The 22,082-nt window shown below is 34.7% G+C and carries 23 protein-coding genes; 7 read left to right on the top strand and 16 right to left on the bottom strand.

All coding sequences use genetic code 11. The features are described from left to right. Positions 1 to 13: 13 nt before the first annotated feature. Together IEV35_RS09750 and IEV35_RS09755 are read right to left on the bottom strand one after the other, a co-directional pair. Positions 14 to 454: a sensor histidine kinase gene (locus IEV35_RS09750; protein ID WP_188384466.1), complete on the bottom strand. Its 441-nt coding sequence runs from the start codon at positions 452 to 454 to the stop codon at positions 14 to 16. A gap of 55 nt (positions 455 to 509) precedes the next feature. Then, positions 510 to 710 (bottom strand): hypothetical protein, encoded by a 201-nt coding sequence (locus tag IEV35_RS09755; RefSeq protein WP_188384467.1) that lies wholly within the window; start codon positions 708 to 710, stop codon positions 510 to 512. Between the two features lie 185 nt (positions 711 to 895). Here IEV35_RS09755 and IEV35_RS09760 point away from each other — a divergent pair, with 185 nt between their 5' ends. Together IEV35_RS09760 and IEV35_RS20145 are read left to right on the top strand one after the other, a co-directional pair. After that, on the top strand, positions 896 to 1,831 hold the full coding sequence (locus IEV35_RS09760) for a ParM/StbA family protein (RefSeq protein ID WP_229740711.1): 936 nt from the start codon (positions 896 to 898) through the stop codon (positions 1,829 to 1,831). Continuing rightward, the gene (locus IEV35_RS20145; protein ID WP_229740712.1) at positions 1,818 to 2,072 is read left to right on the top strand and encodes a hypothetical protein; all 255 of its coding nucleotides are present in this window, start codon (positions 1,818 to 1,820) and stop codon (positions 2,070 to 2,072) included. Before IEV35_RS09760 ends, IEV35_RS20145 begins: the two co-directional genes overlap by 14 nt. 563 nt (positions 2,073 to 2,635) lie before the next feature. Here IEV35_RS20145 and IEV35_RS09765 read toward each other — a convergent pair. Then, positions 2,636 to 3,052: a M67 family metallopeptidase gene (locus IEV35_RS09765; protein ID WP_188384468.1), complete on the bottom strand. Its 417-nt coding sequence runs from the start codon at positions 3,050 to 3,052 to the stop codon at positions 2,636 to 2,638. Positions 3,053 to 3,159: 107 nt separating this feature from the next. Between IEV35_RS09765 and IEV35_RS09770 the strand changes: the two genes are divergently transcribed. Together IEV35_RS09770 and IEV35_RS09775 are read left to right on the top strand one after the other, a co-directional pair. Beyond that, the gene (locus tag IEV35_RS09770) at positions 3,160 to 3,729 is read left to right on the top strand and encodes a hypothetical protein (protein WP_188384469.1); all 570 of its coding nucleotides are present in this window, start codon (positions 3,160 to 3,162) and stop codon (positions 3,727 to 3,729) included. Between the two features lie 5 nt (positions 3,730 to 3,734). After that, the gene (locus IEV35_RS09775) at positions 3,735 to 4,013 is read left to right on the top strand and encodes a hypothetical protein (protein WP_188384470.1); all 279 of its coding nucleotides are present in this window, start codon (positions 3,735 to 3,737) and stop codon (positions 4,011 to 4,013) included. A gap of 94 nt (positions 4,014 to 4,107) precedes the next feature. Here IEV35_RS09775 and IEV35_RS09780 read toward each other — a convergent pair whose 3' ends face one another. Then, on the bottom strand, positions 4,108 to 5,454 hold the full coding sequence (locus IEV35_RS09780; protein ID WP_188384471.1) for a hypothetical protein: 1,347 nt from the start codon (positions 5,452 to 5,454) through the stop codon (positions 4,108 to 4,110). 206 nt (positions 5,455 to 5,660) lie between these two features. Between IEV35_RS09780 and IEV35_RS09785 the strand changes: the two genes are divergently transcribed. After that, positions 5,661 to 6,365, top strand: a complete 705-nt coding sequence (locus tag IEV35_RS09785) for a BMQ_0737 family morphogenetic spore coat protein (protein ID WP_188384472.1) — start codon at positions 5,661 to 5,663, stop codon at positions 6,363 to 6,365. Between the two features lie 110 nt (positions 6,366 to 6,475). Here the strand turns inward: IEV35_RS09785 and IEV35_RS09790 are convergent, their stop codons facing one another. The 5 genes from IEV35_RS09790 to IEV35_RS09810 all read right to left on the bottom strand — a co-directional run bounded on the left by IEV35_RS09790 (position 6,476) and on the right by IEV35_RS09810 (position 12,230). Further along, positions 6,476 to 7,570: a glycosyltransferase gene (locus IEV35_RS09790; RefSeq protein ID WP_188384473.1), complete on the bottom strand. Its 1,095-nt coding sequence runs from the start codon at positions 7,568 to 7,570 to the stop codon at positions 6,476 to 6,478. Between the two features lie 181 nt (positions 7,571 to 7,751). Further along, on the bottom strand, positions 7,752 to 9,029 hold the full coding sequence (locus tag IEV35_RS09795) for an NTTRR-F1 domain (protein WP_229740713.1): 1,278 nt from the start codon (positions 9,027 to 9,029) through the stop codon (positions 7,752 to 7,754). 330 nt (positions 9,030 to 9,359) lie between these two features. Beyond that, on the bottom strand, positions 9,360 to 10,061 hold the full coding sequence (locus IEV35_RS09800) for an N-acetyltransferase (protein WP_188384474.1): 702 nt from the start codon (positions 10,059 to 10,061) through the stop codon (positions 9,360 to 9,362). After that, the gene (locus IEV35_RS09805) at positions 10,051 to 11,127 is read right to left on the bottom strand and encodes a Gfo/Idh/MocA family protein (protein ID WP_188384475.1); all 1,077 of its coding nucleotides are present in this window, start codon (positions 11,125 to 11,127) and stop codon (positions 10,051 to 10,053) included. The genes IEV35_RS09800 and IEV35_RS09805 overlap by 11 nt, the downstream gene beginning before the upstream one ends. Beyond that, positions 11,124 to 12,230, bottom strand: coding sequence for a DegT/DnrJ/EryC1/StrS family aminotransferase (locus tag IEV35_RS09810; RefSeq protein ID WP_188384476.1), 1,107 nt, complete (start codon positions 12,228 to 12,230; stop codon positions 11,124 to 11,126). The genes IEV35_RS09805 and IEV35_RS09810 overlap by 4 nt, the downstream gene beginning before the upstream one ends. A gap of 197 nt (positions 12,231 to 12,427) precedes the next feature. On the opposite strand from IEV35_RS09810, the gene IEV35_RS09815 reads away from it, so the two are divergent. Next, positions 12,428 to 13,762: a nucleotide sugar dehydrogenase gene (locus IEV35_RS09815; protein ID WP_188384477.1), complete on the top strand. Its 1,335-nt coding sequence runs from the start codon at positions 12,428 to 12,430 to the stop codon at positions 13,760 to 13,762. A 23-nt stretch (positions 13,763 to 13,785) separates the two neighbouring features. Continuing rightward, positions 13,786 to 13,950, top strand: a complete 165-nt coding sequence (locus IEV35_RS09820; RefSeq protein ID WP_188384478.1) for a hypothetical protein — start codon at positions 13,786 to 13,788, stop codon at positions 13,948 to 13,950. Between the two features lie 153 nt (positions 13,951 to 14,103). Here the strand turns inward: IEV35_RS09820 and IEV35_RS09825 are convergent, their stop codons facing one another. The 7 genes from IEV35_RS09825 to IEV35_RS09860 all read right to left on the bottom strand — a co-directional run bounded on the left by IEV35_RS09825 (position 14,104) and on the right by IEV35_RS09860 (position 21,911). Then, positions 14,104 to 15,126 carry an SPFH domain-containing protein gene (locus IEV35_RS09825; RefSeq protein ID WP_188384479.1) on the bottom strand — a complete coding sequence of 341 codons (1,023 nt, stop codon included), beginning with the start codon at positions 15,124 to 15,126 and terminating at the stop codon, positions 14,104 to 14,106. Between the two features lie 42 nt (positions 15,127 to 15,168). Further along, on the bottom strand, positions 15,169 to 15,942 hold the full coding sequence (locus IEV35_RS09830) for a TPM domain-containing protein (protein WP_188384480.1): 774 nt from the start codon (positions 15,940 to 15,942) through the stop codon (positions 15,169 to 15,171). Continuing rightward, complete coding sequence (locus IEV35_RS09835; RefSeq protein WP_188384481.1) at positions 15,939 to 16,967, bottom strand: TFIIB-type zinc ribbon-containing protein; 1,029 nt, start codon at positions 16,965 to 16,967, stop codon at positions 15,939 to 15,941. The genes IEV35_RS09830 and IEV35_RS09835 overlap by 4 nt, the downstream gene beginning before the upstream one ends. A 31-nt stretch (positions 16,968 to 16,998) precedes the next feature. After that, positions 16,999 to 17,658: a PspA/IM30 family protein gene (locus tag IEV35_RS09840; protein ID WP_188384482.1), complete on the bottom strand. Its 660-nt coding sequence runs from the start codon at positions 17,656 to 17,658 to the stop codon at positions 16,999 to 17,001. Between the two features lie 481 nt (positions 17,659 to 18,139). Next, positions 18,140 to 19,249, bottom strand: a complete 1,110-nt coding sequence (locus IEV35_RS09850; protein ID WP_188384484.1) for a Ger(x)C family spore germination protein — start codon at positions 19,247 to 19,249, stop codon at positions 18,140 to 18,142. Then, positions 19,236 to 20,354 carry a GerAB/ArcD/ProY family transporter gene (locus IEV35_RS09855; RefSeq protein WP_188384485.1) on the bottom strand — a complete coding sequence of 373 codons (1,119 nt, stop codon included), beginning with the start codon at positions 20,352 to 20,354 and terminating at the stop codon, positions 19,236 to 19,238. The genes IEV35_RS09850 and IEV35_RS09855 overlap by 14 nt, the downstream gene beginning before the upstream one ends. Beyond that, positions 20,355 to 21,911: a spore germination protein gene (locus IEV35_RS09860; RefSeq protein ID WP_188384486.1), complete on the bottom strand. Its 1,557-nt coding sequence runs from the start codon at positions 21,909 to 21,911 to the stop codon at positions 20,355 to 20,357. It abuts the gene before it with no gap. Positions 21,912 to 22,082: the final 171 nt, after the last annotated feature.

Here is a 22,082-nt window from a genome sequence, read left to right on the forward strand (position 1 = left end):
AGGGCAGATATAGTTAGAGGAGCGGTTGGAATGAAAACAGGGAAACAAACTTTATCGTTATATAAAATATCAGGTACACATCTGCCCAAGAACTACTTAAGCATATGTGTACCTTTCCATTAATTGTTAGTCTCTTTGGGAATAAAAAGCTTACTGTTGCACCACGATTAGGGCTACTTTGAATTATTAGTCCCTCTCCGTATAGTTGTTTTAAACGGGAATCTACATTTTTTAGGCCTACGCTTGTTCTTTCATTTCCACTTTTGATTTCTTTATTTAAAAGTTGCTCGGTTTTTTCTTGACTCATCCCCCTACCATCATCCTTAACTACAATTTCAATATTGCTCAAATGTTCATTTATTTGAATAGTTACTGTTCCACTACCTGCAACTTGTATTATCCCATGATTAACAGCATTTTCAACTAGCGGTTGGATACTTAGTGGGGGAAGCATGACATTTTTATCAGTATTATTTCCCCGCAGTTCGAGCAGATGAAACTCGACTTCTTCAAATATTGTTTAATGGATGTGGAAATTTAATATTTGCTGTAAGATGACTTGTTATATCATACACTCCTAATACAACTGGTACTCGAATTGTGCCTGTTTGTTGTAGTGGAAAATCAACTCCGGCTGCTACCATAGCCTCTTGAACGGGAGCTGATTTATTTACAGATACACAATTTGAGTTATGAATATTTTTACTCAATTTTCATTCTCTTCCTTTATTTTAACCTCACTGTATTTTATGCAATACACTTGATTCCGCATGGTTGATTGAATCAGTGTTTAAGTGGAATTTCAGGTGTATTAAACCTAGTCATGTAAGTCATATAGGTACTAGCCCAGCCCAGATATTCCTGCATAGGCTATGGTTGAGGAGGGTGAATATAAGTGGATAAGAATATTCTTGCAGTAGACATCGGAAACAGTTGGTATAAAACACTCATTTCCGATGGTGGTAAACTATTTGACTATCAAATGCCAAATACAATTGCATTATTCGATGAAAAATTATATGAAATGCCATATGATGATGACGACATTGAGCTAGAGGAAAATTTAATTGTTGAAGTAAAAAGTCCGGCATTTGTTGATAAACGAGAAAGATATTACGTTGGAAAAGCAGCTGCAAAACAACGGAATGTAAGTTTTACTTCTTACAATAATCAAAAGACAGATGAGATACGGACGTACATTTTATTATTTGCAATAGCAGCATATCATGCCTTACTTTATAAGCTAGGTAATACAGACAATATTGAATATAAGATTGATCAATTAGGTGTTTCATTACCAACTACTCAATATAAAGAAAACAAAGATCGCTTTAAGGAACGTTTAATTGGAACACATACAGTTATCTTCCATAAAGTTCCAGGAATGAAAAAAACAAAAGAATGTGTTGTTAAGCTAACTATTGAGGATGTAATCGTTGGTGTAGAAGGAGCATGTGCCTACTTAGGGTTAACACGTGATCATGAATCCCTATTAATAACTGACGAAACACTTGTTGAAGAATCTAAAAAAGGAATCATTATCGGAGACTTAGGTGGAGATTCAGTAGATTTTATCGGAATTAAGAACAACAAGCCAGTTGCATCTATTGAGGGAGAAGCTTTTGGAATCAATCCTTATTTAGATGTTATTATGCAAAAGGTAAGTAAATTTGAATTATATCAGTTTAATTCTCGTTCTGAACTAGAAGAAAAGTTAATCCAGGGCCCATCCAAATGGTATGTAGAACCATATGCTGGTGTAAAAAAAGATATTAGCATATATCATCCCACAATTACGCTCTTTAGCATCGAAGTACTTGGAGCATTTTGACCGAGTAAGAAGTGGTTCTAGTGAAATAAAAGGGGCATCTCACTATATTGCTGTTGGTGGTGCAGTCGATATCGCACGAAGACAAATTGAAGAGGCATCCTTGAAATGGAAAGAAAGAGGAAGACCAATTAATTTATATTTTCCGGAAAACATGGCGAATCTAAATGTTCTCGGTCTCTTAATTCTTGCTAAAATGAAGCAATACCAGAAAGAGAATATGTATGCTTATTCCAATAGTTAAAGAGTGAGGTGATGAAAATGTCATGGAAATATTCAGATTACCTAAACAAAACCGTTTTATCTATTCCTGACAAATTCATCAATGTCAAAACTAGGGAATCGCAATATATTATACAAAGAGTACATGAACAACTCGCGTACCACTCGCAAAATAACACGTTAATTTACCTTATATTATCAGCGCTTGATGATTATCTTCAGCCTCAGACATCACGGGATGCTGGTGCAGAGAAAATACTAACAGAGCTAGTAGAGATCAAGAAATTAATACTAAACAGAAGCACTACAAATCATTCTATTATAAATACAAATTCCATTAGCAAGCCTCCCCGCCAAAGCAATTTGAGATTACAGGACATTGAAGAATTAATAGAAGCTTTTGGTGGCTAATAAAACTAATAATACTATAATAAAACCGTAAAGAAATCTATCTTATCTCTATTGATTTCAAGCGGTTTATTTTTTTATAGACTTGTAGATATTTCTTGATATTACACTGGAACGAAATTGCACATGACCTCCAAAGGACTAGCAGCTTCATCCATGTTATAAAAAGAATTTACACTAAATTAATTGTACAGGTATTTCTTTATAATAATTACCTATAATCTGATAACATTTAAATTCTAGCCTGTCATCCATAAATGAAAGTATTAGCATGCTAACTGTTTCGTCTGGATGATGTTTAACGTCTACACGGGAAGGGATTGGAGGTGCTGTTGGGTGAGAGTGGTATAAAATGGTTACTTTTTCTTTTTTCCCTTCGATTTTTTGAAGTACTTCTTTTACAGAGTGCTGACTAACATAAAATTGCCCCTTTAATTTTGATTCATTTGGCAAATTCCAGCTAGAACAAATTTCTCCCTTCTTATTACTACTTAAAAACCCGCAACTTTCAAATGGTAGTGACTTCCTGCACTCTTCTACAATACGATTAAAAATTTTTCTAGGAAGTTGAACACCTCCAACAGAATTTTTCATATTAGGTGACCTCCTTATGATTTTTATTACTCCATTTCTTAATATATTTCGTTAACCGTGCATATGTATAAAAGGAAACACTCAAATTGATCATGGAGGTGCACATTGTGGATTCTAAACTTCTATTAGAGAAGATTACTCTATTGAACAATCAAACTAAAACATTTGTAGAAGAAATAAAAGAGTTGGCAAGGAAACAACACCCCAGTAATCCGGTAACTCCTTCTTTACTTGGTTACTTTACCTTTTCTATCAATACAACAAGTAATATTAATGAGGAAAATATTATTCTAGGAGATTTTCAAATTAAAAACCTAAGTCCAAATACTATTAATGACCTATATATTAGTATAAAAATTGACGCCACGGACAGGTATAACTTCTCGGGGAAATATAAAACAAATACATATCAAACTGATCGATCAATATCCACTTATTGGAATAGATTTACCCAAACTGATGGTGAAGATGAAGATAATGTATTATGGTTTAAGTTAAATAATCAAAAAACGTTACTCCCCTTTGAAACTATTTCATTTTCAGACTTTCAATTAACTTGGAAGAGTGAAAGTTTTTTTTCTTGTTCAGTCCAAGGTTTTATATACACTGATTTTGCAAAGAATGGGATTACCGCATTGAATAGTATAAATGTTAGTACAAATGGAAAGGAGATTTGAAAATTATGGTAAGTCAGGATATGTTGTGGATACTCTTGAAAGAAGTCATCTACAAAGAGTTAGATAATGTAACTGCCGATGCTACAAGTCTAGAAAAATTAGACTATATTATTCTTACCATGCTTATTGACTATAGAACAAAGAAATCAAAATTAACTCCAGATAATCGTAATACACAAGAAGTTACGGAGGAGAATATTAATATACTTTATGATGAGTTAGATCAAGCCTTACAATATAATCGCAATCAGCTAGAAGAAATTAAACGACTATTCATTGAATGATATCTATTTAACTATGAGACTGGGATTTATTAATCAGTACTCTAGCCAAAATAGATGACCTGATGTTTTATCCCAGTCTTTTCCTCCATAGTATTCATGTCCTAGTGAGCTTTTTCCACAGTATTCTTATTAATGATTTCTTTTCGACTTGTGGCATTTGCTCTTTCATTCCTATTACATCTATTTCATCCTCAATAACATGTTCCTCTATATCAATTTTCCCTTCCTTCATAGAAGGTTCTACTTTGTCCGCTGTTTTTTCATAATTATCACTGGTAATTTGTACAAAATCGTCACTAGTTTGATTAATATATTCTTCCTTATGATCCATTACTTCTTTCGTAATCTCAGTTGTTTTTTTTCGTTGATTCATTGCATTTACATGATTTAAGTTATTTACCTCTTCTTGGTTAGGGTGGTTTGTAACTGTTGTGTCAATCTCCTGAGTATCGGGGTCAATACTCGATGTTTGTTTATCATCCTTATACTTTATATAGACTGGCTTTGCTTCACTTCTTAACCTAACATGTTTTTTTTCATTATGGCCTTGTTGGTAATTCTGCCTACCTTCAATTATAGAAGTGACACTTGTAGCATTTTTCAAATCTTTATAATTAAATTCTTTCACTTGAAAGTTTGATTTACCTTGCATCTCCTGAAGAAGTTGCTGATTAAAGAAAGTTGTATTAATGAGGTCACCTTTGAGAGTATCCTTTAATTCTTTTTCTTGGTTTGGTGATGTTGTTCGTGTATACTTCTCTTCACTATATTTGGTTCGACTTATAATAGTTTTACTTAATGGGTCTTTCGGAAAATGCCTCTTACTATCATTTATTTTTCTCAAGCTTGGATTAATATGTGGTTCAGCCCCCTTTAAGATTCTATTCCTAAACGAACTATTTAATACGGAGCGCTCCTCTTGTACTATAGAAGATTCACTTTGTGAAATATCCTTCTTCTTTTCAATTTCCATATCATCTACTAACTCCTCTCTCCTCATTAAATGATACTTGTTTTCTATTAAATGAATTAAATTAATAAGTTCTATTGCTAATTCTTTATAGGTCTTTAAATCAAGCATTTCTTCATTTTTTCTATCTGTCGGCACTACTTTTCCAATCGTCTCATTTACTACACTAGAGGATTCATCTTTCTGACTGGGATCATTAATACTATTATTCAGCTTCATTTGCAATTCTAATGCGTCTCTTTCAGTAACTAACTGCTGATACTTATCTAAAAAGTCTTTAAATCTTTCCTCTAATTTTGACAACTTCTGCCTAGTTGCTAATAGCCTCACCTTGGATTCATTATATTCAGACTTCAACCGATAATAGTCATGACTTATATCATTTTGTTGATAGCCTAGAATTATTTTTTTTAATTTCTCTAATTGGCTGATTAGGTTTCCAACACCCTCTCCCCCAAAAGGGTTTTCCATAACGCCCACCTCAAGTGCATTAATTTAGGATATTGTATGAATTTTATATGTTCTTGGTGACTAATTCAGTCTATTAGCCTAGGAAATATCTAGGTAAATATCCATTTTGGTTAATATAACTAGAAAATAGACTATTATAATGTGCAAAAGACACTTATACTACATAAGTTGTTACTGTTAAAATAATTTATGAAAGGGAGAGAGTTATGCAAGAACAATCATTACGAGGCGCTCAAGAGCTTCTATGCATAAATGCAGAAAAAGTCTATGACTGGGTCATACTACAACAAGATTTAAATCAAACTATACTTCCAGCTGCACTCGGTACTCTACCAATTAATCCATGTGGTCCAACAGTTAGTGAGTTAACTGCTACCTGCTATCTAGTAGACCCAGTAACAGGAAATCCACTTCCACCAAATGCAGAAATCCCAATTACAGAAGTTGGCGAGCGCGAAGATCGACAATTTGTTGTAAATGGAGCTTTAGTAACATTACAAAGGGTGTCATTTGTAAAAACACTTAACGTTGTTATTGAATTTAGAGGTATAGATGGTACCACACCTTTTGTAATGGTTTCAGATGAAATTCCTATTGACATTCCTGAATCCGTATTCCTATGTGCACCTGAAGGAACAAGACTTGTAGTTCGCGTATCTGATGTGGACTGTAATGTAAGTGTAAACTGTATTTCTGGCGCCATTGAGAGTGTTGACTTGTTCTTAAATGTCTGCCAAAGTGTTCAATCTGTTGCCGATGTAACAATCGAATTAGTTGCAGACTTCTGTGAACCAAGAGATATCTTAACAGAACAATGTCCTACTCCAGCTATTCCACCACAATGTCCTGTAGTATTCCCGGGTATTATCGGAAATGCAGGTCAAACAACTAGCCAGACTAATGGGGAATAACTATTAGTTAACTTCACGCGTTATAGAATCTATCGATAGATTCTATAACGCTATTTTTTTGCAAAAAAAGCTACTAAATAGGACATAGTAGCCTTTGATTCGTAAGAAAATTACGTTGGTTGTATTGTGTCCATTCCTAATTTGGATTCAAGCAAATTCTTATTAAAAATAATCTTCTCATCGTCTGGTCGATACTTTCTCGCTTCTTCATTGTGATAATAAGATTTCTCAAAGTCTTGAAGATTATAATAGCATACACACATTTGTAGATGTGGGTACCAAGTGGAGTACGCAGGATATGTGAAACTCCACTTATTAAAATCATTCTCTAATTTTGTTGCAAGATCATACCAAAAGATTGCAGATTGATATTCACGCTTTCTTTGAAAATAATAACCGATTCTGCTACAGATTTCAGGACGAGGTGTTTTAGAAAACTTAAAAGACTCAAATAAAGAAGCTAACTCCTCCTCCATTTCTCCTAGTTTACGATAACAATCCGCCTTATTTATACATGCGTATACTTTATCTTCAATCCAACCTTCAGCCATTTGTATATTTTTCTTATAACTTTCAATTGCTTCCTTATAGAGTTCATTTTCGCGAAGCTCATTCCCATAATAGAAGTAATCCCTCGGGGTAAATTCATCACCACGAGCAATTTTATTTTTGTAAATATCTAAGTTTCTACCCACGGAATGCCGAATTTTTTTATGAGTGACGGCTATATCTGAATTAATAATTTTCCCATGTACTTCAAGGTATTGGTGGCAATCACCTTTCCAGACGAAATTTCTACTCCTTTTAACTAACCTATTTCTCCGATATTGTAATGTCACATTTCCAAATTCATCTAATCCTGCATTATAATACATAGACACAGAATCAACGGTAGGATCAAGTGTCTCTTTAAGCTTCTTTAATTTTTCTTGGTCTTCTTCTAGCAAAACATCATCTGCATCTAAATATAAGATATAATCCTTTGTTGCATACTTAAATGATTCATTTCTTGCTGCTGCAAAATTTCCAATCCATTCAAAGAAAAATACTCTATCTGTATATCTTTTCGCTATTTCAACTGTGGAATCTGTAGACCCAGTATCAACTATATTAATCTCATCAACAATGTCTTTAACGGTATCTAAACACCTTGCTAGTACCTCTTCCTCATTCTTTACAATCATACATAAACTAATAGAAACCATTACTCTTCTCCCTTCATATAATAATTAGGTTAAGTAGTATATTATATTTATCCGTTAGGAAAGTTGTTTGTATTAGAACCTACATATTCATTAATAGTAATACTAATTCTAGTCAAAACTTTTTTTCATGAAGAAGTGGCCTAAACACATATTAAGCTTAGACCACTTCTTTATCAGATTGCTACTCGATTCGGATCATAGTTAGAGTTGCTCCTGCACCATCTTGTAATGTAGCTAAACCTAACAACCCAAACAATTCTAACGATACGTTGTCTCCAGCATTTAATGAAACAATAGCCTCCCCATTAAAGCTCGAAACAGACAAGACCGGATTAATCTCTGTAGCTTCAATCGGAGTACCATTAACCGTAACTCGAGCCCCAACTAGTAACCCCGCTGTTAAGTTAACACTATATGAAATATAGTATCTTCCAGCTGTAGGTACTGTAAATATAGTATTTGCGCCATTAACAGTAAATCCGTCTAGGCTCTGTTCATCTGGTAATGGTACTAATGTTCCTCCTAATATAACAGAAATATCACTTCCACCTGTATTTGCAGCAAATGCTGATGTTTCAGTAACTGCTTCAGCTGTAGAACCAGTCGCTCCAGTTACTCCAGTCGCTCCAGTTACTCCAGTCGCTCCAGTTACTCCAGTCGCTCCGGTCACTCCGGTCGCTCCAGTTGCTCCAGTTACTCCGGTCACTCCGGTCGCTCCAGTTGCTCCAGTTACACCGGTTGCTCCGGTTACTCCAGTTACTCCGGTTGCTCCAGTTACACCGGTTGCTCCAGTAGCTCCAGTTACTCCGGTTGCTCCAGTTACACCGGTTGCTCCAGTCGCTCCAGTTACTCCGGTTGCTCCAGTTGCTCCGGTTGCTCCAGTTACTCCGGTTGCTCCGGTTGCTCCAGTTACTCCGGTTGCTCCGGTTGCTCCAGTTACTCCGGTTGCTCCGGTCGCTCCAGTTGCCCCAGGTGATCCATCACCTTCTGCTTCAAGTAATGCTACATCATCAACATATATAAAAGGTGCATTTAGTGCACTGACTGGCTTACTTATAATTACTTGTGCATTAACAGTTCCAGCAGGAGCACTTTCAGTTGTTTGATATATTTCAAACCAGGTATCATCTAATACTACTGGAATATTCCCATATCCAATTTCAACATCAAGTCCGATGTCTAATACATTATTTGCAGCATCTAAAAACAAGACTTGTATATTTACTATAGGACTCGGTTGTAAGTTACTTTTTGATAGGGAAACTAATAGTTCATAAGATTCACCAGCTTCAGCAGGAACAATTTGAGATACAGAAGCTGCAACAGAACTGTTTGCAAGTCTTGCTGAGTATATTCCTGAATGAGCATATAAATTTGTAATGTCTGCATTAAGGACGTGCCATTGGCTAAAATCACCTGTTTCGAAGCTACCATTAATAATCAGATTATTTAGTGACAAACTAGTATCCTCCTTTTTTTACATATTAAGTTACGTACTAGAATATTCTAGTAGCAACTCAAAATTATAATATGTGAGGATTTAATGCTCGTTCAGGCAGTTACCCCTGAATGCTTTTAAATGTGCTAATTTACAGGGTTAATTTCATTATTTTTAAACTAGTTGAGCCTATCAATTTGATACTAAACGTAAGGAGCTACCTTATTGTAGTAGAATGCAATAAAAGAAGTATAGAAAGTTATGGAGAATCAACACAAATATGGTCTATTATTCCTTTAACTAATAAATACAGAACCCCCTGACTAACTATACTAGAAAGGGGGTTCATTACTATTCACTACTTAATATCGATCTTGCCGGATTACCAACTACTACTTGATTTTCCTGTACGTCTTTTGTAACAACAGCACCTGCACCAACCATTGCATTCCTTCCAATTGTAATACCAGGCAAGAGGGTTGCATTATTTCCTATTTTGGCACCATATTTAATTATAGGGCCTTGGTGACTATATTTACCTGTTCCCATATACTTATCATTGGAAGTAGAGCAACATGGTCCGATAAAAACATCATCTTCTATAATCATGTCAGCAGTAATATATGAACCTGTTTGAACAGTTACCCTTTTTCCAATCATTGTATTGGTCTCAATTATGGCATTTCTACCAATTATACTTTCTTCATCTACTACTACCTTTTCCCGAATGCTAGCTAAATCACCTATAAAAACACCTTTGTGAATTGTTGTTCCTCTATAAAGTACAGTATTACAGCCAATCTTAACTTCATCCCCAATTGATAATACCGACAATGTTATTTCTGGTTTTCTTGCCATCTTACTATTCGATTCTGGAGATTTACCTAAAATAGTTAAATCTCCAATTTTCACACTGTCTCCAATTCTAGTCCCTTCTTTTATAACGACAAAGTTCCCAATGGAGACATTATTACCAATAATAACGTTCTTTTCAATTTTCACAAACGAACCTATTTCAGTATTTGTTCCTATTATTGCTGTTTCATGAATCATTCTTTTCCTCCTTCATTTCCATTGTTGAAAAGGTTTCTAAAGGCAGGTTTATCCTTTTAGTTAATGCGGAAGACCGATAGATACCAAAAATAGTCATTAACGTAGGGTATACTTCTTTAATATCTGTATATAACATTTCTTCTTTATTTAATACCTTTATAAAATTTTGATACATGTAAACATGTTCATTATGATCCTCTAAAATTTCGTCTAATTTATTATTATAGTTCGAATTTGGAATGTAACAACGTTGAATTTCATTTAAATTCGGTCCCTCAATTGATATTGTTCCTTTTTCACCAAAAATTGATATAGAATAACCAATATTATTAGGCTGTGTAATTGTATTAGCTTCAACGATACCTGTTGCTTGATTATCAAACGTAAGAATACCTAAAGCAACATCTTCCGTTTCCTTTATATCCAGTTTGTTTGAAATATTACCGTATACCGCCTTAATTTCCCCCATGTACCAAACTAATAAGTCTATTACATGTATCCCTTGGTTCAATAGCATACCACCATCTTTATCCCAAGTTCCTTTCCAGTTAGACTCACTGTAGTATTTCTTTGGACGGTGTATACGGATAGATACTACGCCATAATATAGTTCTCCGAGTAGACCTTCATCAATTACTTTCTTCAGTAATTGGAAAACAGGACGATAACGTAACTGATGACATACCAAAACATGCTTATTGCACGAAATAGATCGTTCTATTAGTTGTACAGCATCCCTTGTCGAAAGGGCAAATGGCTTTTCTAGAATGACATGCTTGTCATGGGCCAATGCACGCATTGCTATTTGTGCATGCGCATTGGAGGATGTCGCTATCACAACCACATCGATTGTTTTATCTAATAATAATGCTTCATAATCAGTGTATAATTTTACTTCTGGTTGTTGTATCCCTGACAATTGACTATAAATTTGTACTGCATCAATCATCCTACATGAATCTAAATCACTCACGGCAGTTAACTTCATATCTTTTACAATAGAAATAGAATTTAAATGTTTTCTAGCAATATACCCACATCCGATTAAACCAATAGTAATTGTCATTCCTTTTCACAAACCTTTTTAATAACAGCAATAACTCTATCTTGATCCACATTTGTTAAAAAAGGATGCATTGGAATAGCGAAAATCTCATTCGAGACTATTTCTGCTACCGGAAAATCTCCCGTAGAATAACCTAAATGCTCATACACCTTCTGAAGATGAAGGCATTGAGGATAATATATACCAGCTTGAATACCAGCTTTTTCAAGTGCATCCATTATCTCTTGTCTTCTCTTTGAACGAATACAAAATAGATGAAAGACGTGGATGCACTGTGGCAGTACCACTGGTAATGTAATAGCTTCAACATCCATTAGTTCAGTAAAATAATAATTAGCTAGGTTAATCCTATTTCTACTCCAATCATCGATTTCTTTTAAACAAACAAGTAATATCGCTGCATGTATTTCATCTAGTCTACTGTTATAACCAATATCTTCATGGAAGTATTTTTTTCTGCTACCGTGTACACGTAACTTACGTAGCTTTTTCGCAATATCGTCATTAGAAGTTACAATTAATCCACCATCCCCAATTGTCCCGAGATTTTTTGTAGGAAAAAAAGAAAAACAACCGGCATCGCCAATACTACCCACTTCTTTTCCATCATAAGTTGCTCCAAATGCCTGGCATGCATCTTCGATTACTATAAGATTTTCCTTCTCTGCAATTTCAATAATGCTATTCAAATCAGCTGGCTGACCAAATAAATGAACTGGGATGATTGCTTTTGTACGGTCGGTAACTTTTTCATAGATTTTATCAGGATTAATTTGATAGGTGAGAGGATCAATATCTACAAATACTGGTGTTGCACCAACTCTAGAAATAGCTTCAGATGTAGCAAAAAAAGTAAATGGTGTAGTAATCACTTCATCCCCTTCTCCGATACCAAATGCATCTAAAGTTAGAACAAGTGCATCTGTTCCGTTACCAACAGCTATCGCATGTTTCACACCTAATCGTTTTGCAATTGTTTCTTCTAATGCTTCTACCTTTGTGCCAAGAATATACTGACCGTTGTCTAAAACCTCTCTAATTGCTTCCACTATATCTTCTTGAATAGCCCCATATTGTTTTTTTAAATCAATTAACGGAATCATTTACTCCCTCCTTTAAACTAATAAATCCATATATATGTATTGGAACAAAATTACTAGGGGAACGGCGGATAATCAGGATGATTTAAAAATCAACATACACCCTAGTAAATCAGCCTTTTTTATTACTGAATTGGAACAGTCAAGAGATTTCATTCATATAAAATATTAGCTCGTAAATAATAGAAGGAGTATTATCGATGAGAACAAGATTAGTAACAATAAACGGAGATTTAGAAAACTTAACAAAAGAGGATTTACCGGTTATTGGAGTAGTTGGTCTTGGTTATGTAGGTTTACCAGTTTCACTAGGGTTTTCTAAAAGATACCAAGTTATTGGATATGATATAAACCAAGAGAGAATTACTTCTCTAAAAAAATCTATTGATGCAACCAATGAAGTATCTAAAGAAGAACTTGTAGATGCTGCCATAAACTTCACTACCGATGAGAAAGAGCTAAATTCTTGTGATGTTATTATTGTAACGGTACCAACCCCATTAAACGTTAATAACAAACCCGATCTTTCATATCTTTCTCAAGCTTCAACAGTAATTGGAAAAAATATGAAAAAGGATACGATTGTTATTTATGAATCTACTGTCTATCCAGGAACGACTGAAGAAGTCTGTATTCCCATATTAGAAGAAAATTCAAACCTAAAATGTGGAAAGGAATTTCATATAGGGTATTCCCCAGAAAGAATTAACCCTGGTGATAAAACACACACCTTCTTCAATACGAATAAAGTTGTTGCAGCTCAAGATAATAACACGCTTGAAGAGATATTTTTACTATACCAAAGTGTTATCCACGCCCAAGTCTATAAAGCTAGTTCTATTAAAGTTGCAGAAGCTTCCAAATTAGTAGAAAACACACAAAGAGATTTTAATATAGCATTGATGAACGAACTGTCCTTAATCTTTAGACAAATGGGAATTAACACATACGATGTATTAGAAGCAGCAAAAACGAAGTGGAACTTTATTCCATTTAATCCAGGCCTAGTGGGGGGACATTGTATTGGTGTTGATCCTTATTACTTTATATATAAATCAACTATAGAAGGATATAAGCCAGAACTAATTGAATTAGCACGTCGGTTAAATGAGCGTATGTCTGATGTTATTGTTGACCTAGTTTGGGATGAAATAAGAAAGCGCAACCTGAACAAAGAAGAGGTAAAGATTGGACTTTTAGGACTAACATTTAAAGAAAATGTGCCCGATATTCGAAATTCAAAATCTATTGAAATTGCCAAAAAGTTATTAGATTCCGGTTTAGATATCTATTCACATGATCCTTATATCGATTCTACAACTCTATTTAACGAACATGGTATTAAATTATATGAATGGAAAGAATTAGAAGAAGTAAATATCCTTATTGTAGCAGTGCCTCATCAAGAATATCGCGACAAGGGGATAGTCGCTTATCAAAACTTTTTTTCTGACGGTGAGGGAACAATAATCGATATTAAAGATATACTAAGAAATCGATGTTTTTCAAAGGAAATTAACGTAATTACATTGTAAATTCTTAATTAGAGGAAAGGTGTGTGAAATATTTGAAAGGAAAACCGCTTGTTAAACTCAATTCTACTTCTCCAAGAAAAGTAGTTGCAAAAAAGGTATCTGGTGGTGGGTGTTTATGTGGACAGATTAACAAAATTACTAATCAAAAAACAAGATATCGGAGCGTAGCTAGAATTAGACAACGATAATATATTCATTACTACTAATGGATTATTACTTATAAATCCTAAACAAGCTTCCTCATTAGGTACAACGAGGAAGCTTATTTTAAAAAAATATTAATCTATATGATGTACACCTATCTTCACATGCTGCCTTAGATTAGATAGATTATTCCTTTATTACACTAATTTCTGACCACAATTCGAACAGAAGTTAGCCCCATTTGTCTTTTGACCACAGTTTGGACAGAAATTAGGAACCTTTTTCGATTGATTCGCTGAATCATTATGTGATGGCTCATTCTGTTTTGGCTGTGATGGTCCAGATTGTTTATTCTGGCCTTCATTTGAAGAGCTACCTTTATTCATATTTTCCATCATTTTATTGGCCATGGTCATCCCCATCATCATGCCAGCCATATCACTAGCAGTATTAGATCCTTGTAACTTACCAGAAGCCATCGCATCAGTCATAGAGATTTGCTGATATCTAGACACATCCCCAACCATACCATGGGAAGCATTTTTATTAATCATTTCTTGAATCTCTTTCGGATAGTTAAAGCTACCGACACTAAAGTTCGTCAGTGTCATACCCATATCATGAATTTCCATATCTAAATCTTCGCGAATACCTCGGGAAATTTCAAAACCATTTGCTTGTAAGTTAAACATATCTTTTCCTTCTCGGGTAATCCACTTCATGAGTAATTGATCTAATATAGAAGTTATACGAATTTTCACGTCATCTACTAAATAACGACTTTTCACGCCAGCAATATTATCAATCAATGTAATATAATTATTCACCTTAAATTCAAACGTGCCATTTGCCCTAATTGGCATTCCACCTGGCAGACTTGGCGCAGGGATATTAATGGCGTTTCTCGTTCCCCATTTTACATTGAAGCTCTTCGTATTCACAAAGATTACCTCAACCCGTAATCCACTATTAAATCCAAATTTAAAGCCTTTTAATGTGGACAGAAAAGGGATAATTTCCGATTCAATATTATAATCCCCTTCATCTTTAAAAATCCCTTCGACTTTTCCGTTATATAGGAAAATAGCATCCTGTCCAGGACGGATAATTAGCCTACTACCTTTCTTAATCTCCTTATTACTCCACTTCCAAAAAATCATATCATCACGAAATTCATCCCATTCAATGACATCTGCAAATTGATTTCTAAAAAAAGACATGTACAGCACCCTTTCCAGTTCTTATTTAAAATGCATATTTTATTAAAAGCTTCCACGGCCACCGCTATGAGAATGTCCTCCGCCAGTAATTCCTCCGCCGCCTCCACTGCTATTATTTTTCGGTTTTCTACGTCTTGTTACACTTTTCGTAATAAATCTATCTTTTCTATGAATTACTCGGAAGTCTCCTGTATATGTTCGTTCATTCACGGTTACTTTTCCACCTGAATTATATGCCATAAAAAAGACGATTCCACCAGCAATCACTATGGCAGCCAATAAGTGGAACCACGTTTGCATGTAAAAGCCTTCTGGATCAATACCTGGGACATACTCTGCATATTCTGAACCTGTTTCAATTAACGTTGCAAATGCAGTGTAATAATTTCCATCCTTCAAGTAGGGAGTTATTTTAGAAATAATATGGTTTATACGGGTATCATCTATATATTTTTTACCCTTATAAAAACCTGCTAGATAAAATTCTCTCACCGCGTCATCCATATCTATCGCAAATATTACTGCGTTTCCATGTGGTTTATCGTATCCCGGTGCATTATCATCATAATAGTCTTGAACAAACTTTTTAATATCTTTACCAGCTTTTGGCGTCGTAACGATAATGAAGTCTATTTCATGCTTTTTACTATGTTCATAGGTTAGTTGCTCTAACTGTTGTACCTCGTTATCTGTTAACAACTCCGCTTCATCAAAAATACGTTGTTTTCCGTCATTTGCTAAAACAGTTGGCTGAAAACTAAACATAATAATAGTCGTTAAAATTGCTATTGTAATACCTCGTAATTTAGTTCTCACCACAAGTCACCCCCGACTAGTATGGTGATAGCCTTTAATACAACAAAAGTTGTTGCAGCTATTCCACTAAACCAAGCCATCACTTTCTGCATACTTAGTGGTGGTTTTCCTACAACTTTTCCATTAACCCCGTTCATTGCAAAAGTATGTTCTTGCTTATCAAAATCATAATATACCATCCAAACAGGGAGTAAACAGTAGTAGGCTTTTCTTTCTTCTGTATTTACATGTTTATTTTCATAATGATACGATGTATAACCGTTTATAGTTGAACGAATGTATTGATCTACATATTGATTAACCTTGGATTTTACTCTTGGGAATAAATCTTTATTTGTATAATTATATTTTTCAGCTAAATATCCTGCTAAATATGGAGTTTTAAAGTCTTTCAAACTTCCGTAGTCATAAGGCTCTAATTTATCCATCATTTCATCATTCATCTTCTCTGAAGCATCAACAGGCACCTTTTGAAACGTTAAATCAATTTTCCGTTCTACATCATAATAACTTGTTTCGGTGTATATATAATCCCCTCTTGAATATGTTCGTACTTTTGTGGCCTTCGCTTTTACATCAGCCTCACTGTGTAGATCATATAGCCAGAATGGGACATAAATGCCTGTAATGTTTTTAATTCGATCAGCTGTCATAAATCCTTTTGGAGTTAGTCTACCATTTTTACACCATTTTTTAAAAGCATCCATAGCCTGTTCTTTACTAATTTGAAATGGAATTACTTTATCTGGTGCCAAACTTCCCGATACTCGATCTGCTAAAACGACTGCAGCTCCACAAAAACTACATGATGTTGCCGAAGTATCTGCATCAGTAATGACAGCAGCACCACAGTTATTACAATTATACTCTTTCGCTTCCTCATCAGAAAATGTCGTCGTAATAAATTCATCAGAAAAATCCTCTATATTATCTGTTCGTCCACAACTTGCACAAGATAACATTCCGGATTCCGTATCAAATGCCATGTCATCCCCACAATTAGGACATTTATAATGAATAACCATCGTATCACCCCTTAATTAGTACTACTTTCAATTATTCTTTCTTTCTTAAACTGTCAATTTCCTTCTCTACTTCCACACTTTTATCATATTGTGGTAATAGAGTATCTATGTCAGAATCCACACCTTTTCTTAATTCTTCTAATGCTTCAGCTTCTGCTAAAGCCCTATTAGCCTTTTCTTCTAGCTCATCAAATGCAGTTAAACAAACGTTTGATTGACTTTTACCTACTTGATTTGTCTTCTGTTTACTCTTAGCAATTGCTAATCTATTAACTAATCTATCACGCTCATCGGAGAGCTCTGCAACATCTTGAGCAAGTTTGTCTTGAGCTAATCTCAATTGGTCTAATTGAATAGATGTTAGCTCATATTGTTTTTCTAGTTTTACTTTTTTAGGTTTCAGAATTACTTTTTCTTCTAAAAATCTTCTTGCCCTCAGCTCATCGCCAGATTCTAAAGACTTTCTGGCAAAACGGTCCATTTTATCCATCTCGGACTGAATTTCATATAGGTTTCTCCTAATTCGTTCCATATTTGCAGTTGCAGCATCTGTTTCTGCCTTTATTTCCCGTAGATCCCTTTCCATTTCTCTTATAAACAGGTTTACCTCTTTTTCTGGATCTTTTGATTGCTCTAATTTTGCGTAGTAATTACTTGCTATAATATCTCTTAATCGTTTGATAATACTCAATTTACACACCCGCTCTCTTAATTAATCACACTTATTTATACGAAAAATGACTATGTAAAGTTTCAGAAAAATTGAGGTGAAGAAGTGAGATGCTAAAGATTGCTTTAAACTTGCTAAAGATTGGCTCAAAGTTGCTAAAGTTTACGTCAAAGTTGCTAAAGTTTCCCCAAAACTAGCTAAAGATTATGTCAACCAACTAAACCCCTTCGCTTATCAACATAAAAAAAGCACCTATTAGTGCTTTTTTATTATACGTTCATTCATTTTTATTCATGTCCTTTTTCCAAGGAGGATCACCAGCTTCATGTAACTTTTGATTAATTTTATAAACGCCATATGGAACTAGAAAAGCTAAAATTGTACAAATGATAATTAAATTCTTTGGTAAAAGGCCAAAAAGGACGTCCCACATCTTATTCTGTTTCCTCCGTTTCCTTAGACTTATCAACTACTCCGTCTGAACGAATTTTAGCTTTGATATTCACATTAACATTAGCTTTACTAAAGGAGTTCTCTCCTCTATCCCAATCTTTTTTACTTTTTCCCATGTATGATGATGAAACTTATTTAAATTATCTCCAAAGCCAAATATATCTGCTTTGAGTTCTTCCTGTGCCTTAGTAATTGTATCCTTTACAAGCTTTTCAACCTTTTTTATTACTAATTGCTCTATTTCTTGGATTACTCCTTTTTTTTGCAATAAAACCGTTCCAAAAGTTTCTTGCATTTCACCCTCTAATTCAATCGTAACGTTAATGGTAATGTTCTCAGGTTCTTTCGCATCTATCTTAATCTTACTTTTGGATGCTATGATCGAATAGACTGTTAACTTATCATTATAGTTTACTTCAATTGGTCCACGCACTTTTTCGCCTATAATCAATTCATAACCTAGCATTTCATCTAATGTTAAACTTCCATCGACTTTACTAGAATCGCCTTTATAGACTACTCCCCCGTCAAAGTTGATTTTTGTGTCGTTTGGGCTTACTTCAGACAAGACAAAGCTACTCTTGTTTAGTAAGTACTCATGAATATCACCGACTCTTACTGGCTTCATTTCACCTGTCTTTTTCAGACTATTTTCTAGTATTCGATCGATGAAACGTATAGGTATTTTTTCAATCTCAGGCTGTATATTTAATAAATCCATTGCCTTTTCTTTTGCTATAATTACTTTAATTCCCCGGCGGGTATCTCTATTCCGTATAAAAACATCCATTACATTTGCAAAAAGTTGTGGTTTAGATGCAACTTCTTTTGAGATAATTATTACTTTTAAATGCTCAAAAAAGGGTAATTTATTTGTTTGATTTGCTAAATCTTGAGCCATCGAATAAATACTGTATCCACTTTCTGTAATATTCATGAAACCTTTACCCCCACCACCTCCACTTGGCGTACCTAGGCCTGACGGTACTGCAAATTGGTTCGTTAACAATAATTGATAATTTCCATTTGCATCCTTTTCCTCGGCTAAATCAATTGCCATTCCTAAGATAAAGCCTCTTTCTTCAATATTTACTGCATCCCAACACCCTGTGAGCATAATTAACGCCAATAAAGAGAAGAAACTCTTACTTACTCGCATTATCATTCCCCCCAACTTTCCTAAGTTTAGCAATAAGGAACAATGCAACTACTGTAATGGAGGAAAAAGCCACCATCGCGCTTCGTATTATTTCACCAAACATATTGACTTCGCTAATATCTTTCGGGAATAGTGCTAAATAATAAACAATCGGACTTAATATAAGTACAAAATGGATTTTCTTCATACGCTTAAATATGGAATTTAGTGCTAAAATGGCAACGTCAAATGCTATTATGGTTGCAGCAAAAACCCCCATTGTCCAGACGATAAAGAACAAAGCCTCCACACGTTCTAATATTCCACCAGGAATCTCAATTCGTTTTGCTAAATCAATGGTAGGATATAACAAGTGAGACGTAGCAGTACGTCCAAAAATCATAAGAGAAAATAAATATACTAATAAATATAGAACAATGGGAGTTACCATACCAAACATCATATGTTTTGATGCTTTTTTAGGTTGGTCAACAAGCGCGAGATAAAATAGAACAATACTATATCCTCCATAAACAAGGACACTTGTCTTCAATCCACCCCCAAAACCCTTAACATCAGTCTGAAAAGCAGGCATTAAATTCGATAACTCTACCCATTTTACATTTACAAGTAATACAAACAGTAAAACAGTAATAATAATTGGAAAAAACATCATATTTAATCGAAATAGAGCTGCGCGAGATCCGGAAATAGCATAGACAACAACGAATAAAAAAGATAAACTGACTACTTCTACCGGTGTATTATCAAACAGATACTGTTGTGAAGTATGGCCAAGAACACGGATATCGAAGGCAGCAAGACCAATGAATAAAACTGCAAATAAAAAAGTTAGTACTATAGCAACTTTTTTGGACACTATACTCGTTGCATAGGAAAAGAAAGTTTGTTTAGGAAATCTTAGTGCTAGACGTGTCATGATCCATACAAGAAATAAACTTATTGCCCCACCTACTATCAAAACAATCCACCCATCGGCTCCATCCATATCAACAGCAAGATCCTTCGGTAATTGCAGGATATCAACTCCAAGTATTACGGACGGTATGGCAAGCATTAATTGATTTTTACTTATTTTTTCATCCCCGTACTGAAAAGATTTCATCTAGTTTTTTTCTCCCTTTTTAGCAGATTTCAAGTCCTCTGGAGATAAGAACCTCGGCCGCTCAGTTAACATTGTCATTGGTGCACGAACGATAAGATCTTTCCAGTCCCCAACGAATGTTGGAGAAAATGGAGTCGAATAAGGTATTCCAAAACTTCTCAAATTAACTAGATGAATATTTACCATAATATAAGCAAGTACAATCCCATACAATCCAAAAAAAGATGCAGCTAGCATGAATCCAAAGCGAATAATACGAAACGTAATCCCAATACTAAATGTCGGATTGGCAAAAGCTGCAATGGCCGTGAGTCCTATTATTATAACCATGATCGGACTTACGACACCTGCAGAAACTGCTGCTTCTCCAATTACCAATCCTCCTACAATCCCTATTGTAGTTCCAATTGGCGTAGGTAATCTAATACCTGCCTCTTGTAGTAATTCCATCGTGATCACCATAAGAAATGCCTCAACTACTGGTGGAAATGGTACCCCTTCTCTTGATGCTGCAATGGAAAGTGCGAGATCAGTAGGTAACATTCCAGGATGAATCGTAACCAATGAAATGTATAATGCAGGCAATATCAAAGCGATTATTGCTGCAAAATAGCGGAGTATTCTAAGGAATGTACCAATAAGCCACCGTTCGTAGTAATCTTCTGGAGATTTTAATATATCCCCCAATACTACTGGAGCTATTAACACAAATGGAGTACCGTCTAATAATATAACAACTTTCCCCTGCATAAGGGCGGAGGCTGCTTTATCAGATCGTTCGGTATTATCGAGTTGAGGAAACGGTGACAGAAAACTATCTTCAATCCATTGTTCTATAAATCCTGATTCTTGAACATCATCCATATCAATCGATTGAATTCGTCGATTAACTTCATCTGCAATTGTCGGATTCACAATTCCATCCACATAGGCAACGATTAAACTTCTTTTACTTCGCTTTCCAATCTGATGTGCTTTAAATCGTAAATCCTGTGTCTGTACTGCTCTCCTAAGTAATGATAAATTCGTTCCTAAGTTTTCAACAAATCCAGTCCGAGGACCACGTACTACTGTCTCAGAGATTGGTTGCTGAATGGATCGACTTTCCCCACCTTTTGTATCCATTAATAATGCCTTTTCTTGCCCGTCTAACATAAAAACAGTCTTTCCGGCAAGAATTCCGTTAGCAATATCATCCATGGTCTGCCCGATTTCAACTGCAGTGATTGATATAAAGGATTGTTGTATTTGATTAAACAACTTCTTATTTTCCTCAGGAGCTGATTCGTTAGTCGTTATATCCTGTAAATTAACTAAAATACTATCTTGTACTAGCTGCCTATCTATTAACCCACTAATATAAATAATCGCGCTGGTAGTACTTTTTTTACCTATTTTAATTTCTCTTATGACTAAATCATTTGGTTCATCTAGAAGTTTTTTCAGTTTTTGTAAAGTCAAGTCGATATTACTATCTAAATTCGATTGTAGGGTATTCTGTTTCTGTTGATTTTCTTTATGTTGGAAATTAGTCTTACGAAATATTCTTCTTACCATAGAAATCCCTCAAGTCTGGAATAGTTACTGTTCTTTAATTTCCCTAAAATGGTAATTTCTATTCGAAAGTGTAATATTTACTACTATCTAGGCAAGATGCTAAAGTTTGCTCAAAAGTGGCTAAAGTTAATAGAAAAGTGGCTAAACATTTACTAAAAGTGGCTAAAGTTT

This window comes from Ornithinibacillus halotolerans, from assembly GCF_014637405.1.
In the GTDB taxonomy this organism is placed as follows: Bacteria; Bacillota; Bacilli; order Bacillales; family Amphibacillaceae; genus Ornithinibacillus; species Ornithinibacillus halotolerans.

Excerpts from the sequence above, each read along its gene's own strand:
- IEV35_RS09810 (WP_188384476.1), bottom strand. The coding sequence starts at position 12,230 with ATGATTCCGTTAATTGATTTAAAAAAACAATATGGGGCTATTCAAGAA.
- IEV35_RS09815 (WP_188384477.1), top strand. The coding sequence starts at position 12,428 with ATGAGAACAAGATTAGTAACAATAAACGGAGATTTAGAAAACTTAACA.
- IEV35_RS09780 (WP_188384471.1), bottom strand. The coding sequence starts at position 5,454 with ATGGAAAACCCTTTTGGGGGAGAGGGTGTTGGAAACCTAATCAGCCAA.
- IEV35_RS09800 (WP_188384474.1), bottom strand. The coding sequence starts at position 10,061 with ATGATTCATGAAACAGCAATAATAGGAACAAATACTGAAATAGGTTCG.
- IEV35_RS09790 (WP_188384473.1), bottom strand. The coding sequence starts at position 7,570 with ATGGTTTCTATTAGTTTATGTATGATTGTAAAGAATGAGGAAGAGGTA.
- IEV35_RS09850 (WP_188384484.1), bottom strand. The coding sequence starts at position 19,249 with ATGCGAGTAAGTAAGAGTTTCTTCTCTTTATTGGCGTTAATTATGCTC.
- IEV35_RS09775 (WP_188384470.1), top strand. The coding sequence starts at position 3,735 with ATGGTAAGTCAGGATATGTTGTGGATACTCTTGAAAGAAGTCATCTAC.
- IEV35_RS09860 (WP_188384486.1), bottom strand. The coding sequence starts at position 21,911 with ATGGTAAGAAGAATATTTCGTAAGACTAATTTCCAACATAAAGAAAAT.
- IEV35_RS09855 (WP_188384485.1), bottom strand. The coding sequence starts at position 20,354 with ATGAAATCTTTTCAGTACGGGGATGAAAAAATAAGTAAAAATCAATTA.
- IEV35_RS09805 (WP_188384475.1), bottom strand. The coding sequence starts at position 11,127 with ATGACAATTACTATTGGTTTAATCGGATGTGGGTATATTGCTAGAAAA.
- IEV35_RS09750 (WP_188384466.1), bottom strand. The coding sequence starts at position 454 with ATGCTTCCCCCACTAAGTATCCAACCGCTAGTTGAAAATGCTGTTAAT.
- IEV35_RS09765 (WP_188384468.1), bottom strand. The coding sequence starts at position 3,052 with ATGAAAAATTCTGTTGGAGGTGTTCAACTTCCTAGAAAAATTTTTAAT.
- IEV35_RS09835 (WP_188384481.1), bottom strand. The coding sequence starts at position 16,967 with ATGGTTATTCATTATAAATGTCCTAATTGTGGGGATGACATGGCATTT.
- IEV35_RS09785 (WP_188384472.1), top strand. The coding sequence starts at position 5,661 with ATGCAAGAACAATCATTACGAGGCGCTCAAGAGCTTCTATGCATAAAT.
- IEV35_RS09825 (WP_188384479.1), bottom strand. The coding sequence starts at position 15,126 with ATGTCTTTTTTTAGAAATCAATTTGCAGATGTCATTGAATGGGATGAA.